Below are 16,359 nucleotides of genomic sequence, written 5' to 3'. Positions count from 1 at the left end.
TCCAGATTTGGAAAACTATCGGGCAATCTTGGACTCTTGGCTCATCGCATTTGCAATCCGGCCTCTCTCCCGCATTCTGCGCGCACATGGCTCAAGAAACAGACCTCACCTTGCTCGGAAGATCGGAAAATCGCCTGCCGGTATCGCCGGATGTGGCGGTGCTCGAGACGTTCCCTAACCGCACGCCCGGACGCAATTACCGCATCCATCTCAGCTCGCCGGAATTCAGCTCAATCTGCCCCGTCACCGGCCAGCCGGACAGCGCGCACCTCGAAATCTACTACATCCCCGATGCGAAGTGCGTGGAGACGAAGTCGCTCAAGTTCTACCTCGCCTCGTATCGCAATCACGCCGCTTTCAACGAAGCGATCGTGAACCGCGTGCTCGATGACATCGTGAAGGCCTGTGCGCCGAAGCAAGTTGTCGTGCGTGGCAAATTCGGCGCGCGCGGCGGCATCCAGCTCACCTGCGAGGCCCGCTTCCCTGATCTCGACGAAACGCTGCGTCTGCCGGAATGAAAACGCTCGTGCTGCTTTCCGGTGGAATGGATTCCGTGACGGCGCTTCATTGGGCACGTTCAGAACACGAAGTCGTGGGTGCGGTGAGCTTCGATTACGGCGCGAAGCACAACCATCGCGAGATTCCACTGGCCGCGTGGCATTGCGGCGAGTCGGGCGTGCACCACGATGTGATCGAGCTCGACTTTGTGAATCGTCTTTTTGCCTCCGATCTGCTCAAAAGCGGTGGCGAGGTGCCGGAAGGCCACTACGCCGACGAAAATATGAAAAAGACCGTCGTGCCGTTCCGCAACGGCATCATGCTCGCGATTGCATGTGGCATCGTAGAGAGTCGCGGAGCCGAGGCGATGGTGATCGCGGCGCACGCGGGCGATCACACGATTTATCCCGACTGTCGCGAGCCGTTCATGCAGGGCATGGCTGCCGCGATGCGCGAGGGCACCTACGCGCGCATCGAATTGCTGCGTCCGTTCATTCATCTCGACAAAGCGGGCATCGCGAAGCTCGGCGCGTCGCTCGGTGTCGATTACGGCAAGACCTGGTCCTGCTACAAAGGTGGCGAGGTTCACTGCGGCAAATGTGGCACCTGCGTGGAGCGCATCGAGGCCTTCAAACTGGCCGGGTTGGTCGATCCGACCGTTTACGACTCCGGCGTCGCTGCTTGAGGCGCTGCTGCGTCGGTTTGCATGCGCCGGCGATGCGTGCGGACCATGTTCATGTCCTTGAGCTTGCGCTGAAGCGTGCGGCGGCTCATGCCGAGCAGTTCGGCGGCGACGGTGCGGTTGTTGCCGCTGCGTTGGAGCGCCGCGAGGATGAGCTGATGCTCAGCCTCATTGATGTCGAGATCGCTCTTCGGCGCCGGTGTCAGCGGCTCGGTCGTGCTGGCCATCATCGCAGCACCGGATTTCGGGGCACGAAGGCCAATTCCAGGGCTGTTCGGATTGAGCAGGTAGGACGGCAGGTGCTTGAGCATCACACGGCTGCTGTTGCTCATGACGACACCGTGTTCGATGGCCGCACGCAGCTCACGGATGTTGCCCGGCCAGTCGTATTTCATCATGGCGGGCAGCGCATCCTCGCCCAGCGGCTTGTAGGCCTTGCCGTTGGCCTTGGCGAGTTCCTTGAGGAAGTGATCCGAAAGCACCGGGATGTCGCTCTTGCGGTCACGCAGCGGCGGAAGGTGGATCGTGACGACGCGCAAGCGCCAGTAGAGGTCCTCACGAAATTTCCCTTCCTCGACCATCTTCGCGAGATCGCGGTTCGTCGCAGCAACGACGCGGACGTTGATTTGAATCGGCTTGCTGCTGCCGACGCGCTCGATGCTCTGCTCGCCCAGAGCGCGGAGCAGTTTGACCTGCGTGCTGCCATCGATCTCACCGATCTCGTCCAGGAAAAGCGTGCCGCCGTTCGCCTGCTCGAACCGGCCGATGCGGCGTTCCTGCGCACCAGTGAAGGCGCCTTTCTCGTGGCCGAAGAGCTCGCTTTCGAGGATCTGCGGTGAAAGGGCCGCGCAATGCACGGCGACGATGTTTGCCTTCGGCCGGCCGCTGAGATTGTGGATGGCGCGGGCGACGAGTTCCTTGCCGGTGCCGCTTTCGCCTTCGATCAAGACGGTGGCACGTGATGGGGCCACCTGCTGGATGGTGTCCAAAATCGGCTTCATCACCTCGGCCTGCCCGAGGATCCCTTCGATGGAGAATTTGCGCTCCACCTGCTGCTTCAGCGCCACGTTTTCGTGTTCGAGGCTGCGGCTGCGCAGAGCGCGTTTGATGAGCAACTCCACCTCGTCCAGGTTCAGCGGCTTCGTGACAAAATGGTAGGCCCCGCGACGCATCGCCTCCACGGCTGTGTCCACGCTGCCATAGGCGGTCATCATGATGCAGACCGGTGGTTTGGGCAGGGCCAGTGCGGCGTCGAGCAGCTTCATGCCGTCGTCTTCGCCCAGGCGGAGATCGGTCAGCATCACGTCGATGCGGTCATTATTCAGGTATTCCATCGCCTCGGCGGCGTTAGAGGCGACATAGCAGTCGAAATCATCTTCCAAGGACTGCCGCAGGCCGTCGCGAGTATGCTTTTCGTCATCGACGATGAGAACAGTGGCTTGGTCGTCCATGGAGTGTTGGAATGGCACACATTGGCAGGCTCGGGAAAGTTAAGCAATCGCAGACAGGCCCCAAGGTGGAAAAATTGTTGACCAATCGTCTAGTTACAGCTTTAGAGCGAGAATGGGACGAACCTCCGACGCCAAAGAACGCCTGATGGAAGCGATGAGCGAGCTCATCTGGACCGGGAGCTATGGCACGACGTCTGTTGATCACATTTGTGAAAAGGCCGGCGTGAAAAAAGGCAGTTTCTACCACTTTTTTGATTCTAAAACCGAGCTGGCCCTGACGGCCATCGACCATGGCTGGACGGAGCACCGCAAGCAGCTCGACCAGACGTTTTCCCCGGTGATTCCGCCGCTGGAGCGCATCTGGCGCTGTTTCCGGGAGTTTCGTGAAGAACAGGAGCAGATGAAGGAGAAACACGGCCGTGTGCTTGGCTGCCCGATCCACTCGCTCGGTGCCGAGGTGAGCACCACGGACGAGCAGCTCCGCAACAAGCTCCAGGAGATCCTGGCACAGTTCATCCGCTATTATGAGAGCGCCATCCGCGACGCTCATTTCCAGGGTGTGATCGAGGTGCCGGACGCGCCCGCCCTGGCGCGAATTGTGTTCGCCTACGGGGAGGGGCTGCTCCTCCACGCCCGCATCTGGAACGACCTCGGCCACCTCAATGAGATGGAGGCTGGAGCCCGCCGCATCCTTGGCGTCAAAGACGAGGCGTGAACTTAGTTCTGTGTCGAATTATTAACCAACTGGTCAACTTCCCACCCCAAAACCAACGCGCCCCGTGAAACCTCAAACCCTCCTCCCGCTCATCCTGCTCCTTGCTGCCTGTGGCAAACCGCCTGAGGGTGGTGGCCATGGCGGCGGTCAAATGCCGCCAGCACCGGTGACCCTCGCGCCGGTGGAACAGAGAGAACTGGTCGAATGGGAGGAGTTCACGGGGCGCGTCGAGGCGGTGGAGACCGTCGAACTGCGTCCTCGGGTGGCTGGTTACATCACGGAGGTGCATTTCCAGGCCGGGGCGCTCGTGAAAAAGGGCGAGGTGCTTTTCACCATCGATCAGCGGCCGTTTGAAACCAAGCTGCGTGCCGCAAAGGCGGAGGTTGCACGTGCAGAAGCGAACGCGCAGGCCATGAAGCGGGAGTTTGACCGTGTCTCGGCTTTGCTGGCCGCGAAAGCCATCGCCCCGGAGCAGGCGGAGACGCGCGAGTCGATGTTCAAGCAAGGTCAGGCCGCGCTGGAGGCTGCAAAAGCCTCGGAACACAGCGCTGAGATCGAATTCGAGCACAGCACGGTCAAAGCGCCGATCTCCGGCCGCATCAGCCGCACGATGACGACCACGGGCAACTTCGTCACCGCTGGAACCACGCTGCTGACGACCATCGTCACCGTCGATCCGGTCTATGTGTATGCCGACATCGATGAAAACAGCCTGCTGAAGCTGCAGGCGCTGCGACGCGACAAGAAGCTCTTCACCAATGGCGACAATCGCGTGCCGGTGGAACTGCAACTCTCCGACGAGGCCGGTTTTCCGCACAAGGGACACGTCGAATCCTTCGACAACCGCCTTGATGCCAGCACGGGCAGCATGGTGCTGCGTGCCGAATTCCCGAATACCGACGGGAAACTCACGCCGGGCCTTTTTGCGCGCATCCGCCTGCCGATGACGGGCAAATACGCCGCGCTGCTCGTCGATGAAAAAAGCATCCTGACCGACCAGGCAAACAAATATGTCCTCGGTGTCGATGAATCGAAGCAGCCTGCGGTCTCGGTTTACAAGCCGGTGGTCATCGGCCCGGCCATCGACGGCAAGCGCATCGTCCGCAGCGGATTGACGGCTGGTGACAAGATCATCATCAACGGCCAGGCCCGTCTGCCGATGCCAGGGATGCCGGTCGCGCCGGTGTCGGGCGATGGGGCGAAACAAGCGTCAGCCAAGTGATCTGCGAAGCGAACCCCCACTCACGCGCTTCATGAACTTCTCGTCCTTCTTCATCACTCGCCCCATCTTCGCGGGCGTGTTGTCGCTGCTGACTTTCATCCTGGGGGCGATCTCGCTCTTCCAGCTTCCGATTTCGGAGTATCCCGAAGTCGTGCCGCCGACGGTGATCGTGACAGCGAACTATCCCGGTGCGAATCCGAAGACGATCGCAGAAACCGTCGCCTCGCCGCTCGAACAGACCGTGAACGGCCTGGAGAACATGCTTTACATGTCGTCGCAGAGCACGGCGAACGGCGTGATGATTCTGACCGTGACCTTCAAGATCGGCACGGACCTCGATCTGGCGCAGGTGCAGGTGCAGAACCGTGTCTCGCAGGTGTTGCCGAAGCTGCCCGAGGAAGTGCGTCGCTTTGGTGTGACCACAGTGAAGTCCTCGCCGGACATGACGCTGGTGGTGCATCTGCTCTCACCGAATGATCGCTACGACGAGATTTACCTGAGAAACTACGCCACGCTGAACGTGAAGGACGAGTTGTCCCGCCTCTCCGGCGTCGGCCAGGTGCAGATCTTCGGCGGTGGCGAGTATGCGATGCGCATCTGGATCGATCCTGACAAGGCAGCGGCACGTGGTTTGACGGCCAGCGACATCGTGAACGCGATCCGGGAGCAAAACATCCAGGTCGCAGCCGGAACCATCGGTCAGCAGCCAACCAAGGACGTCGCGTTTGAGCTGACGGTGAATGCAAAGGGACGCTTGATCACCGAGGAGGAGTTTGAGCAGATCATCGTCAAAACCGGCCCGCATGGCGAGAAGCTGCGGCTGCGCGATGTGGCTCGTGCCGAGATGGGCAGCGGCGAGTATGCGCTACGCAGCCTGCTGAATAACAAAAAAGCCGTCGGCATGGGCGTGTTCCAGCTTCCTGGCTCCAACGCATTGGCTGTCTCGCAGGCGGTGCGCGCACGCATGGCCGAGTTGAAGCAAAAAATGCCGGAGGGCGTCGATTACGCCATCGCTTACGATCCGACCGTGTTTGTCGATAAATCCATCGACGCGGTCATTCACACGCTGTTGGAGGCCATTCTGCTCGTCGTCATCGTGGTGGTGATTTTCCTGCAAACGTGGCGTGCGTCGATCATTCCGCTCGCGGCTGTGCCGGTGTCGCTGGTCGGCACTTTTGCCGTGATGCATGCGCTGGGCTTTTCGATCAACAATCTGAGCCTTTTCGGCCTCGTTCTGGCCATCGGCATCGTGGTGGATGACGCCATCGTCGTCGTCGAAAACGTCGAACGAAACATTCGCAACGGCTTGAAACCCGTCGAAGCGACACGGCAGGCGATGAAGGAGGTCACGGGGCCGATCATCGCCACCGCGCTCGTGCTTTGCGCGGTTTTCATCCCCACGGCCTTCATCAGCGGCCTCAGCGGCCAGTTCTACAAACAGTTTGCGGTCACCATCGCCATCTCGACGGTCATTTCGGCGATCAACTCGCTCACGCTTTCACCGGCGCTGTCCGCCTTGCTGCTGAAAGGCCACGACGAGAAGAAGGATCTCATCGCGAAGACGATGGACCTGCTGCTCGGCTGGTTCTTCCGGCCGTTCAACCGCTTCTTCGAGTGGTCGTCGAATGTCTATGTCGGCATCGTGAAGCGCACGATCCGGCTGAGCATCATCGCACTGATGATTTATGGCGGTCTGGTGTGGGCCACGATGAAGGGCTTCCAGATCGTGCCGGAAGGTTTCGTGCCGGCGCAGGACAAAGCTTACTTGATCGGCTTTGCGCAGCTTCCGGAAGGCTCGTCGCTGGATCGCACCGACGCCGTGATGCGCCGCATGTCGGAGATCGCGAAGAATCAGCCCGGCGTGAATGACGCCATCGCTTTCCCGGGTCTGAGCATCCACGGATTCAGCGCCAGTCCGAACAGCGGCATCGTTTTCGTCGGCTTGGATGAATTTGAGAAACGCAAGACGCCCGACCTCAACAGCGCCGCCATCGCCGGGGCGCTCAACGGTCAGTTCATGGCCATCCAGGACGCGTTTGTGCTCGTGCTGCCACCGCCACCGGTGAACGGCATCGGCACCGCGGGCGGCTTCAAGATGATGATCGAGGATCGCGGCAATCGTGGCTACGCGGAGCTCTACAAGACTACGCAGGGCCTGATCGGCGCTGCGATGGGCAGCGGCAAGTTTGGCATGACCTACACGGGCTACACCGTGAACGTTCCGCAGCTCGAAGCCGATGTGGATCGTGAGAAGGCGAAGTCACAGGGCGTGCCGCTGGCGAACCTCTACGAAACGCTTCAAATTAACCTCGGCAGCCTTTATGTGAACGATTTCAACCGCTTCGGACGCACCTACCAGGTCGTCGCCCAGGCGGAACAGAAGTTCCGCGATGAGGTGGGCGACATCACGCGGCTCAAAACACGCAACGCGGCCGGCGAGATGGTTCCCATCGGCTCACTGGTGAAGGTGAATGAGAGCTTCGGCCCGGACCGCGTCTTTCACTACAACGGTTACCTTGCTGCTGACATCAGCGGCTCGGCGCTGCCACCGCTCAGCTCCGGTCAGGGCGAGGACTTGATCGCCAGCATCGTCAAAGAGGCGATGCCGGGTGGATTCGAGTTCGAATGGACCGATCTGACTTACCAGAAAATCATCGCCGGCAACACGGCCGTGTTCATCTATCCGCTGTGCATCCTGCTCGTCTTCATGGTGCTGGCTGCGCAGTATGAGAGCCTGCGGCTGCCGCTGGCGATCATTTTGATCGTGCCGCTGTGCCTGTTGTTCGCTTTGGCCGGGGTGCATCTCACCGGCGGGGACAACAACATCTTCACGCAGATCGGTTTCATCGTGTTGATCGGCCTCGCGTGCAAAAACGCCATCCTCATCGTCGAATTTGCCAAGGAGAAGAACGATCACGGCCTCACGCCGTTCGAGGCAGCGCTGGAGGCCTGCCGCCTGCGTTTGCGCCCGATTTTGATGACTTCAATCGCTTTCATCGCCGGCGTGTATCCGCTCGTCGTTTCCACTGGCGCTGGTGCGGAGATGCGCCGTGCCATGGGCACCGCCGTCTTCAGCGGCATGATCGGCGTGACCTTCCTCGGCCTGTTCCTCACACCGGTGTTTTATGTGCTGGTGATGATCGGGCACAAGCGGAAGAAGGCGGCTACTGCGGAGGTGATACATGCGGAATCCGCCGCCGCATGAGTCACTCGCCTGCCAGTCGTAGGATTTCACGTTTCAATCCCTTGCTCATGAAAAAATTAGCCTCGGCTTCCAGCTCATCCAGGCAAGGCGTGATCGCGTTGAGAAAGCCTGCTGCTTTGGCGTCATCCAGGATGCCAAGCAGCCCTTTGATACGCAAACCGTGTTCTATGGCCACTCTGCGCCCACGCACTTCATCAATGCAGAGAACATCAGCGTGGCGCAATTCGGCCAGCGCGATCGCTTCGGCCTCACCGCGATCCAACTCGGATACAAGCTGGTCAGCGAGCTGGCATTCGGCTGTGGTCAGTTCTTCCACTTTGAGCGATCCACTCTCAACGGCCTCATCGATTAGTTTCAAGGCATGTGCGCCGGTTAAGCGCCTCAGTTCGGAGAACACCCGCACGGGAATCACCACATCATCGAAGACTTGGAAGAGCAGTTTGAGGCGTCGAATCAAGGCCAGATTGGAGACGACGGACGTGTCGCTAATGACCAGCATGAGCAGGGGGCTGGTTGATTTCGAGCATGAAGCTTTCCAGGGTCATCCGGGGGATCTCGCGCTCTGCGAGGGCTTTCTGAAACTCAAGGAAGCCAAGTCCCGCCAGTTCCCGCCCCTGACCAAAGGTGATGGCATCCTTTTCATAAAGCCGACAGGCCAGCTCCACGAGCAATTTTGCCCGGCCTTCTGGTTCATGAATACGATGACCGTCCTCAAGGTTTGGAATCTCGATCTCCAGTTTCATGCTCTCAAGTTGCCCAAAAGCCTCACGCCTGCCAACAACTGATTTCTCCTCATGCGCTCCCTTCTTATCCTCACATTCACCGCTTCCGCGTTTGCCCAGGTCGGGCCGAATTATGAACGTCCGCTCAGCGCGGCTCCGCCGAAGTTCAAAGGTGTCACCTGGCGTGCGGCGACGCCTTCAGCGCACCTGCCGAAGGGCGAATGGTGGAAGGTGTTTCACGATTCGCGGCTGAACGGTCTTCTTTCCGCCGCCACGGCGAACAATCAGCAGATCAAAGCTGCGATTGCTCGCTTTGATCAGGCTCGCGCGGCAGCTCGCATGGCACGTGGCGACTTCTTCCCATCACTCAGCCTGCCCTTGACCGGTGAGACGCAGCAGACCTCTGAGAACATGCCCTCGCCATTTCCTCTCAATGGTCTGCGCTACGATGGTCCGGCCTACAATGCGCCGCTCGACTTCAGTTGGGAGATCGATCTGTGGGGAAAGATCCGCCGCCAGAATGAAGGTGCACGTGCGGATGCTGCCGCGGCGGCGGATGCCGTGCATAACATCCTTCTTGGCATCCAGGCCGAGCTGGCGACGAATTACTTCAAGCTTCGTACGCTCGACAACGAGATGCAGATCGTGCGTCAGGCCGTCGGATGGCGGAATGAGGCGCTGAAGATCGCCTCGGCACGCGTGCAGGCGGGTGCGGGCAGTGAACTGGAGCAGGCGCAGGCGGAAACGGAGGTCGCCAGCGCCGAGGCGGAGATTTCAGCGCTCCAGGCTCAGCGCGATCAGCTCGAGAACGTCATCGCGATTCTTGTCGGCACCGCAGCTTCGTCGTTTCGTGTGCCCGTGGCGACGGGTGCGCTGTCTTCACCGCCCTCTGTGCCGACAGGGCTGCCAAGCGACCTGCTGGAGCGGCGCCCGGACATTTCACAGGCGGAGCGTGCGCTGCACGCCGCCACGGCGCGCATCGGCGTGGCGAAGGCGCAGTTTTTTCCAAGTCTGAAGCTCCTGGGACGTGGCGGATTTCAGAGTGGCGACATCGACCTGCTGTTCGAACCCACCTCGTTGATGTGGAGCGTGGGCCCGAGCCTGAACGTGCCGCTCTTCTCCGGAAACAAGAACCGCTGGAACCTCGCGAAATCGAAGGCCGTGCATGACGAGGCGCTTGCCAGCTACCGGCAGGCCTTCCTCGCCGCGTTGGCCGATGTGGAGAGCAGTCTGGCCTCCATCCGCAATCTCGGCACCCAGGCCGGCTCGCAGCAGCGTGCCCGTGAAAGCGCTGAAAGAGCGGCGCAACTGGCCAAGACGCGCTACGAAGCGGGAACCAGCCCCTATCTCAACGTAATCGAGGCGAATCGCACCACGCTCGCCATGCAGCGTGCCACAGCACAGATCGCCGGGCAGCGTCTGATCGCTACCGTGGGCCTCATCAAGGCCATCGGCGGAGGTTGGGATCAAAAAGTGCCCGCGCCCATGCCTGCGACGACGCCTGATCCAGCGGCGAAAAACCTCGATCAAGACAAGCCGGGCATCTTCAGCCGCATGAAAGGCTGGTTTGTGCGGGATTGATTCAAACCGCGAGTTTTCGATACAGCTTTTCGACTGCGTTCGCATTGCGGCAGGCGATTGCGGCTTGGGCGAGGATGCTGGCGACGTCGAGGCGGGAGATTTTGAGGCCGCTCATCACTTGGTCCCACGAGGCGTCGCGCATTTTGGCGACGGTTTGAATGCCGAGGAGCAGGGGAAGGGCGGTGGCGTAGCGGAGTTTGCCGTGGGCGACGTGCTGGACGTAGCGCAGGCCGCATTCGAGATGCTCGGTGGAGGTTTGCAGCCATTTGCGCCACTCGGTTTGAATTTCAGAAGGCTGGCAGGGCAGGTAGCAGCGGCCGTCGCGGGTGTCCTCGCCGATGTCACGCAGGATGTTGATGAGTTGCAGTCCTTTGCCCATGCGAGCGCCCCAGTCCTGCATTTGCGCGGTGGTGACGGCGGGATCGAGTGAACTTGGAAGTTCGCTGGCGCAGAGCTGGGTCCAGAATTCGCCGACGCAACCGGCGACGAGCCATGTGTATTCATCGAGTTCTTCCGCTGATGTGAGACTGCGAAGCTGGCCGTCGGAGGGAAAGCGGCGGATGTCGAGCATCTGGCCGTCGATGATGTGTTCCAGCACGTTTTGGATCGCGACGAGCGGCGTGGGCTGCATGGTTCGAAGCCAGGCGATGCCATCGGCGAATTTTTCCATGAGGCGGCGCTCGGCGTCGTCACTCTGCTGCGGGCAGAACTGTTCGCGGAGTGTGCTAGCGAGCGAATCCACGGCCGAGTCACCACGAACAAGAGCACGATAGCGTTCAAGGCAGTCCAGGCGCACCTCAGCACTCACGCTGGCGGTGTCTGCGATGGTGTCAGCGGTGCGTGCGAGCAGGTAGGCCAGTGAAATGGGCTCCCGCAGCTCCTTCGGCAGCGCTTTGAGCGTGAGATAAAACGAACGCGACACCGCAGCCAGCAACTGGCCGCCGAGTTCGCGTTCGTGGTGGGATTCGTCACTCATTTACGTTGTTCAGGCTTCTTTAGCGTGTCATCCGAACAAATCACGGTAAAGACGTTTCATCTGTCGCAAGTTGGATAAGCGGCGGAGATTGCTGGGGACCGGAGCGCAGCGGAGATAGACAGCGAAGCTTGCCCGAAGGGTGAGCGCAGCTAGCTAGCTAGCTAGTCAAAATCGCATCACGCCTCCCCCATCGCGTATTGGAAGAGGGCGCTGGGACATGGCGTGAACGAATGACCGAAGGAGGCTGGTGCGGGCTGAAGCCCGGCACTACTTTACTCGACGATCATCTCGCCTTTCATGACGAGCCAGTGGCCGGGGAAGGTGCAGATGTAGGGGTATTTGCCCTTGGCGGTGGGCGCGGTGAAGCGGAGGACTTCGCGGTCGCCTTGGTTGAGCATTTTGGTTTTGTGCAGGATCTTCGGGGAGTCGGGGATGAAGCCTTTGGCGAAGCCGTCGGGCGTTTTGGCCATTTCGTTGCCGGCGAGGCCGACTTCGTCCGCCGCGCCGGGCTGGACGATGAGGAGATTGTGCGGGGTGACGTCGGGATTTTCGAAAACGAGCTTCACGGGGGCTCCGTGGGCGACTTTGAACTCACGCAGGTCGTAGAGCAGGCGCTCGGGGATGGTCTTGATGGTGATGGTTTGCAGGCCGGGCTGGGCGTCGAAGGGGTTCGGCGGCTCGGGCTTCTTCTTTTTCGCCATGAGCGCGGGTTTGGTGGGCTCGCTGTCTTTGAGGAATTTTGTAAGCTCGGGATGCTTCTGCATGAAGGCGGTGTTGCCCTTCCAAAGCGGCTGCAGCGTGTGGCTGTCGAGCGAGGTGCGCAGCGCGTAGGTGAGGTAAGGGTCCATCGGGTGCTTCAGCAGATCGAGCGCGGCCTCCAAGGCCTCTGGCGTGCCGATGTAACTCGCCGCGATGGCTGCTTCGAGACGGACGAGGCCGCTGGGGTCGTTGCAGGACTTGGACAATCGTCGCTGATCTTCAGTTGTACTGGGGCTTCCCATGAGAGTGCCGCTTTGCCATTGCGATAAAGGGTCGCCTTTTGGAAATCGCAGTTGTCTTGTGGCGGCGGCACGCGCTTGTGCCGATGCCGATTCAAACATCAGGCTCTTAAAGACAAGAGGAGTGGCGAAGAGGCTAAGGAAGTGGCTTCGATCTTTTTCGCTATTGTTCAAATCCATCGTGCTTGACCAACGCTTATAATTTGGAGCGATTATGGCTTGGCTTAGATTCATCAGTTCGTAGCAGAAAACGCTGGAATGAAGCTCTGTGCGATTACTGATGGAGGTGGCAAACGTGTGCATTGCATTAAGTGCTTCCTTCGGATCTCGCTCCCTCAGCTCCACCTTCGCCCGGTACCTTGTCCGGTAGTTCTCGCTCTTCAGCAGTTCCAGCAGCTCGGGGATGCTCGCTCCAGCGATCTTGGGTGCTTCTTCGAGTTTTTGACTCTTCGCGGTGATGCGCCAGATGCGGCCGGATTTTTTGTCACGGCGGGTGTCGCGCAGGGAGTATTGCATGTGGCCTTTGACGGGGTTGTACCAGTCGGCGATGTACATCGCGCCGTCGGGGCCTTGCTGGATGTCCACGGGGATGAAACTGAGGTTCGTGCTCTGGAAGACGATGCCGACTTTCTTTTCCTCGAAGTGCGTGTCGTGCTCCACCCACTCGTGCAGCTCGACTTCGTTGGTGGGCTTGTAGCGCACGCGCATGAAGTGTTTTTTGTCGCGCAGGTCTTTGGGCCAGTGGCTGCTGGTGAGGAATTCCTGGCCGCAGGTGCCGCTGTAAGCAGGAAAATAGTTGCCGGCGGGGATGTGGATGTCGGGGTAGGGCGCATTGAGCGCGTGCACGGCGCTGGCGAAGACGGGATGGCTGCCGACGTGGAAGCCCCAGTCGTCGAAGGTGATGCCCCAGGGATTCGTGCTAATGTAACTGCCAAAGGCGAGCAGTCTGCCGGTGGCGGGCGTGTAGCGGAAGAAGCTGCTCTCGCGGGCGCGGACGGGGCCGTAGGGCGTCTCGACCTGGCTGTGATGGAAAATGCTCTCGCGGAAGATGAGATCGCCCTCGGGGCTCCAGACGAAGTCGTGCAGCGCGTGGTGGCTGTCCTCGGTGCCGAAGCCGGTGAGGAGTTTTTCGCGGTGGTCGGCCTTGCCGTCGCCATCGGTGTCTTTGAGGAAGGTGAGGTGCGGCTGGTCGGAGACGAAGACGCCGCCATTGCCGAACTCAAAGCTGAGCGGAATGGCGAGCTTGTCGGCCCACACGCTGCATTTGTCCGCGCGGTGGTCGCCATTCGTGTCCTCGAGAATGAGGATGCGGTCCTGCGGGGCCTCGCCGGGCATGATTTGCGGGTAAGTGGTGCTCGTGCTGACCCACAGGCGGCCTTTACCATCAAACCGAATGGCGATGGGCTTCACGAAGAGCTCCGGGAAGTCTTCCTCGGAGGCGAAGAGGCTGACTTCGAAGCGCGGGTCGATTTTGAAGGCGGCGAGTTCATCGGCGGGAGAGAGCCATTCGTTGATGGGGCGGTCTCCGGTGATGGTGGGGAGCACATCTGTCTTTGTGTCGTCGGGAGGGACAGATCGGTCTGATCCGACCGATCCGACGGATCTCCAAATGGCCTCATCGCGTGCTTCGGTCATCTGGAGGAGCTTATTCAGCTCTCCGGGGAAGTTCACGACGCCGTAGGGCTCCATGCGGCCGCCTTTGATGTAGTAGTAGTTCAGCGGGCGGTAGTGCTGGAAGAATTTGTCCTCCTTTTCGACGACGGCGGCGCGGACGGCTTCGTTGAGCTTCGGCGGGGTTTCTTGCGTGAGCTGGTTGTAGAGACGCTCGGAGAAGGCGCGGTAGCCTTCCTGGTTGAGGTGGACGCCGTTGGTGGAATGCGGAGTGCGGAATTCGGAAGGCGGAATATCAAAGACGTCCGCGAAGGCCACTTTCTCGGCTGCGGCGACCTTTTTCATCGCGTCGGTGTAGAGCTTGATTTGCGCGTTGAGGTGCTCGTGAGGCTTCTCAGCGGCGGTGGGGCTCACGAGGACGATTTTCGGCTCGGAGGTGCCGTTGTAGCGATGCGCCTTCAACTCGATGAGGAAGGCCTTGAGGAGCGTTTCGAACTCGGCGAGGCCCTTTTCGCCTTTGAAGCTCTCGTTGAAGCCGAAGGCGGCGAGGATCACGTCGGCCTTGTGCTCGGCGAGGTGCTGGTTGAGGTCGCCAAAGCCATCGGGGCGAGGGCGGAGAGCCACTTCATCGGCGGACCAGCTCAGGTTGCGGAAGACGAGCTTCTCCTTGGCAAAGCGCTGGTGCATGAGCGCCTCGAACTGGCCGTCGTCGCGCATGCGATCGAAGAGCGAGTTCCCGATGAGGGCGATGCGCGTGCCCGGTTTCAACTCCAGCGGGAGCTGGGCGAAAGCCGAGAGCAGAGGGCAGAAGGCGAGGAGGAAAAGGAGGCGCTTCATGGGGCGGAGCTTTTCACACGGGCGGCGAGGGTCTCATGTTTCAAGTTCCAGGTTTCAGGATGAAGGGGCATTGAAACTTGGGACCTGGAACTTGGAACTGCACCTTGGGCTTTCCTTGAGGAGACTTGACGGCTGTTTATGTTAGGCGCGCTGAATTTTCCCCACGCACCATGCCGATTTACGAGTTCTACTGCCCCGACAACAACAAGCTGTATTCTTTCCTCGCCCGCACGCTGTCCTATCGCGACAAAACGCCGGTGTGTCCGGATGGCGAGGCTTTGAAGATGGAGCGCCGGGTCTCACCGTTTGCCGTGATCGGCCGGGCGAAGGAGGAAAGTGAGGACGATCCTTTCGCGGGCATGGATGAAACCAAGATGGAGAGCTTCATGGCGGACATGGAGCGCGAGATGGGAGGCATGGACGAGGAGAACCCCGATCCGCGGCAGATCGGCCGTTTCATGCGCAAGATGACCGACCTGATGGGTGACAAGACGCCGCCGGAGTTGCGCGAGATGGTGCGCCGCCTCGAATCCGGCGAAGATCCCGAAAAGCTCGAAGCCGAGTTCGGCGGCATGGATGAAGGAGGGGAGGGGGACGCCCTGTTCTCCCAGATCCTCAAGCGGGTGAAAACCGGCCGGAAGACACCCGTTCGCGACCCGAAGCTCTACGAGATGCGGGATTTCGTGCGGGAGTGAGCCCCGAAGCGTGGAAAACGGCGGCTGGAGGTGAAGATCACCGGCTGACCGACACCGCTCCCATGGCCGGGACCATGATTTCGTCACCGCTTTTGAGCTTCATGCTGGCGTCCATGCGGTTCATCTCGCGGATGTGTTCCGGCGTGGTGCTGAACTGCTGGGCGATCGTGTCCAGCGTGTCGGAGCCATCGACACGGTAGGCGAGGATGCCACGGTGGGAATCGCTGGCCGGTGTGGAGGGTTTGGCAGGTGCTGCAGGAGTCGATGTTGGCGCTGGAGCCGGGGCCAGCCCGTTGCTGGGCGGCGGAGGTGGCTGGTCGTTCGTGCCAAAGCCGGGCAGGGGGACGGTGTCGGGGCTGGAGGACGCGACGGCCGGGCTGGCGACGCTGGTGGTGCGGCCGGGAATCTTCAGGCGCTGACCGACCACGATCTTGTTGGGGTCCTTGATGCGGTTGGCGCTGGCGAGCGCGGCAGTGGTCGTCTTGTGCTTGATGGCGATGGCCTTCAGGCTGTCTCCCTTTTTGATGGTGTAGTAGAGCTGGGAGGTGGTCTGTGTGGATGACGTGGAGCCGCCGGGCGTGGAAGGCTTGTAGCTGGCCTGCGTGAGGCCGGAACTGAGGCGGTGGGGCGAGGGAATGAGGAGCGTCTGGCCCACGTGGACCTCCTCACCGTTCATGCGGTTGAGCTGCTGGATCTCGCCAATGCTGACGCGGTGGGTGTTGGCGATGCGCCACAGCGTGTCGCCGGGGCGGGCGACATAGGTGGTGTGCGCGGCCAGGTCCGTGCCGCCGTCGTAGCGGCTGCCCTTCCCGCGCTTGATGCTGCTCACATCGCGTTCCAGCTCGCTGAGGCGGAGGTTCTGCACCTTGTCGCTGTCCTTCAGTTTCGCCACCTGGGTGCTGAGATCGCCCGTGGGGCCATAGACCTTGCTGGCGGGCGGCGGAGGCGGGCCAGCGGTTGATTTTTTTGAAGAACTGGAGGACTTCGATGACGACTTCGTGCTTGCCGCGGGTTTGGAGGTGGGCAGGCGATACCCAGCAGGTGGCGGGTAAGTGTAGCCGGGAGGCGGTGGATAGGTGCCCGGGTAGGCCGGTGCATACGTCGCGGGGGCCTGCACCGTGGCGGCGGCCTGACGCGTGGCTTCGACTGCGGCCTGACGTTTAGCT

13 protein-coding genes are annotated in these 16,359 nt (G+C 60.7%); 7 read left to right on the top strand and 6 right to left on the bottom strand.

Features of this window, described 5'->3' with window-relative positions; genetic code table 11:
- The first annotated feature begins 86 nt into the window (after window positions 1-86).
- A complete protein-coding gene (gene queF, locus IAE77_RS06930) occupies window positions 87-518 on the top strand; it encodes a preQ(1) synthase (RefSeq protein WP_294223801.1) in 432 nt (143 codons plus the stop codon).
- Window positions 515-1,183 carry a 7-cyano-7-deazaguanine synthase QueC gene (gene queC, locus IAE77_RS06925; RefSeq protein WP_294223798.1) on the top strand — a complete coding sequence of 223 codons (669 nt, stop codon included), beginning with the start codon at window positions 515-517 and terminating at the stop codon, window positions 1,181-1,183. Before queF ends, queC begins: the two co-directional genes overlap by 4 nt.
- Here the strand turns inward: queC and IAE77_RS06920 are convergent.
- Entirely contained in the window at window positions 1,159-2,631 is a 1,473-nt protein-coding gene (locus IAE77_RS06920; protein WP_294223795.1) for a sigma-54 dependent transcriptional regulator, read from the bottom strand. The two genes, queC and IAE77_RS06920, sit on opposite strands and share 25 nt — an antisense overlap.
- Window positions 2,632-2,743: 112 nt before the next feature.
- Here IAE77_RS06920 and IAE77_RS06915 point away from each other — a divergent pair, with 112 nt between their 5' ends.
- The 3 genes from IAE77_RS06915 to IAE77_RS06905 all read left to right on the top strand — a co-directional run bounded on the left by IAE77_RS06915 (window position 2,744) and on the right by IAE77_RS06905 (window position 7,773).
- Window positions 2,744-3,346, top strand: a complete 603-nt coding sequence (locus IAE77_RS06915) for a TetR/AcrR family transcriptional regulator (RefSeq protein WP_294223792.1) — start codon at window positions 2,744-2,746, stop codon at window positions 3,344-3,346.
- Between the two features lie 64 nt (window positions 3,347-3,410).
- Window positions 3,411-4,568, top strand: a complete 1,158-nt coding sequence (locus IAE77_RS06910; RefSeq protein ID WP_294223791.1) for an efflux RND transporter periplasmic adaptor subunit — start codon at window positions 3,411-3,413, stop codon at window positions 4,566-4,568.
- A 31-nt stretch (window positions 4,569-4,599) separates the two neighbouring features.
- On the top strand, window positions 4,600-7,773 hold the full coding sequence (locus tag IAE77_RS06905; protein ID WP_294223789.1) for a multidrug efflux RND transporter permease subunit: 3,174 nt from the start codon (window positions 4,600-4,602) through the stop codon (window positions 7,771-7,773).
- Window position 7,774: 1 nt separating this feature from the next.
- Here the strand turns inward: IAE77_RS06905 and IAE77_RS06900 are convergent, their stop codons facing one another.
- Window positions 7,775-8,272: a DUF3368 domain-containing protein gene (locus IAE77_RS06900; protein ID WP_294223787.1), complete on the bottom strand. Its 498-nt coding sequence runs from the start codon at window positions 8,270-8,272 to the stop codon at window positions 7,775-7,777.
- A complete protein-coding gene (locus tag IAE77_RS06895; RefSeq protein ID WP_294223784.1) occupies window positions 8,259-8,516 on the bottom strand; it encodes a UPF0175 family protein in 258 nt (85 codons plus the stop codon). Before IAE77_RS06895 ends, IAE77_RS06900 begins: the two co-directional genes overlap by 14 nt.
- Before the next feature lie 51 nt (window positions 8,517-8,567).
- Here IAE77_RS06895 and IAE77_RS06890 point away from each other — a divergent pair, with 51 nt between their 5' ends.
- Window positions 8,568-10,076 carry an efflux transporter outer membrane subunit gene (locus IAE77_RS06890; protein WP_294223781.1) on the top strand — a complete coding sequence of 503 codons (1,509 nt, stop codon included), beginning with the start codon at window positions 8,568-8,570 and terminating at the stop codon, window positions 10,074-10,076.
- Window position 10,077: 1 nt separating this feature from the next.
- On the opposite strand, the gene IAE77_RS06885 is transcribed toward IAE77_RS06890, so the two are convergent.
- Window positions 10,078-11,052, bottom strand: coding sequence for a squalene/phytoene synthase family protein (locus IAE77_RS06885; protein WP_294223778.1), 975 nt, complete (start codon window positions 11,050-11,052; stop codon window positions 10,078-10,080).
- A gap of 272 nt (window positions 11,053-11,324) precedes the next feature.
- Window positions 11,325-14,498, bottom strand: a complete 3,174-nt coding sequence (locus IAE77_RS06880; protein ID WP_294223774.1) for a PVC-type heme-binding CxxCH protein — start codon at window positions 14,496-14,498, stop codon at window positions 11,325-11,327.
- 170 nt (window positions 14,499-14,668) lie between these two features.
- On the opposite strand from IAE77_RS06880, the gene IAE77_RS06875 reads away from it, so the two are divergent.
- Window positions 14,669-15,193: a cytochrome C gene (locus tag IAE77_RS06875; protein WP_294223771.1), complete on the top strand. Its 525-nt coding sequence runs from the start codon at window positions 14,669-14,671 to the stop codon at window positions 15,191-15,193.
- A gap of 37 nt (window positions 15,194-15,230) precedes the next feature.
- On the opposite strand, the gene IAE77_RS06870 is transcribed toward IAE77_RS06875, so the two are convergent.
- Window positions 15,231-16,359, bottom strand: a 1,129-nt coding sequence (locus IAE77_RS06870) for a LysM peptidoglycan-binding domain-containing protein (protein WP_294223768.1), incomplete at its 5' end; no start/stop codon positions are given.

The organism is Prosthecobacter sp., from assembly GCF_014879935.1.
In the GTDB taxonomy this organism is placed as follows: Bacteria; Verrucomicrobiota; Verrucomicrobiia; order Verrucomicrobiales; family Verrucomicrobiaceae; genus Prosthecobacter.
This window is presented reverse-complemented; position numbering and strand designations above follow the sequence as displayed.

Bases quoted from the DNA above. Each gene is read 5' to 3' on its own strand.
- IAE77_RS06880 (WP_294223774.1), bottom strand. From the start codon at position 14,498: ATGAAGCGCCTCCTTTTCCTCCTCGCCTTCTGCCCTCTGCTCTCGGCT.
- IAE77_RS06905 (WP_294223789.1), top strand. From the start codon at position 4,600: ATGAACTTCTCGTCCTTCTTCATCACTCGCCCCATCTTCGCGGGCGTG.
- queF (WP_294223801.1), top strand. From the start codon at position 87: ATGGCTCAAGAAACAGACCTCACCTTGCTCGGAAGATCGGAAAATCGC.
- IAE77_RS06900 (WP_294223787.1), bottom strand. From the start codon at position 8,272: ATGCTGGTCATTAGCGACACGTCCGTCGTCTCCAATCTGGCCTTGATT.
- IAE77_RS06885 (WP_294223778.1), bottom strand. From the start codon at position 11,052: ATGAGTGACGAATCCCACCACGAACGCGAACTCGGCGGCCAGTTGCTG.
- IAE77_RS06895 (WP_294223784.1), bottom strand. From the start codon at position 8,516: ATGAAACTGGAGATCGAGATTCCAAACCTTGAGGACGGTCATCGTATT.
- IAE77_RS06875 (WP_294223771.1), top strand. From the start codon at position 14,669: ATGCCGATTTACGAGTTCTACTGCCCCGACAACAACAAGCTGTATTCT.
- IAE77_RS06920 (WP_294223795.1), bottom strand. From the start codon at position 2,631: ATGGACGACCAAGCCACTGTTCTCATCGTCGATGACGAAAAGCATACT.
- IAE77_RS06915 (WP_294223792.1), top strand. From the start codon at position 2,744: ATGGGACGAACCTCCGACGCCAAAGAACGCCTGATGGAAGCGATGAGC.
- IAE77_RS06890 (WP_294223781.1), top strand. From the start codon at position 8,568: ATGCGCTCCCTTCTTATCCTCACATTCACCGCTTCCGCGTTTGCCCAG.
- queC (WP_294223798.1), top strand. From the start codon at position 515: ATGAAAACGCTCGTGCTGCTTTCCGGTGGAATGGATTCCGTGACGGCG.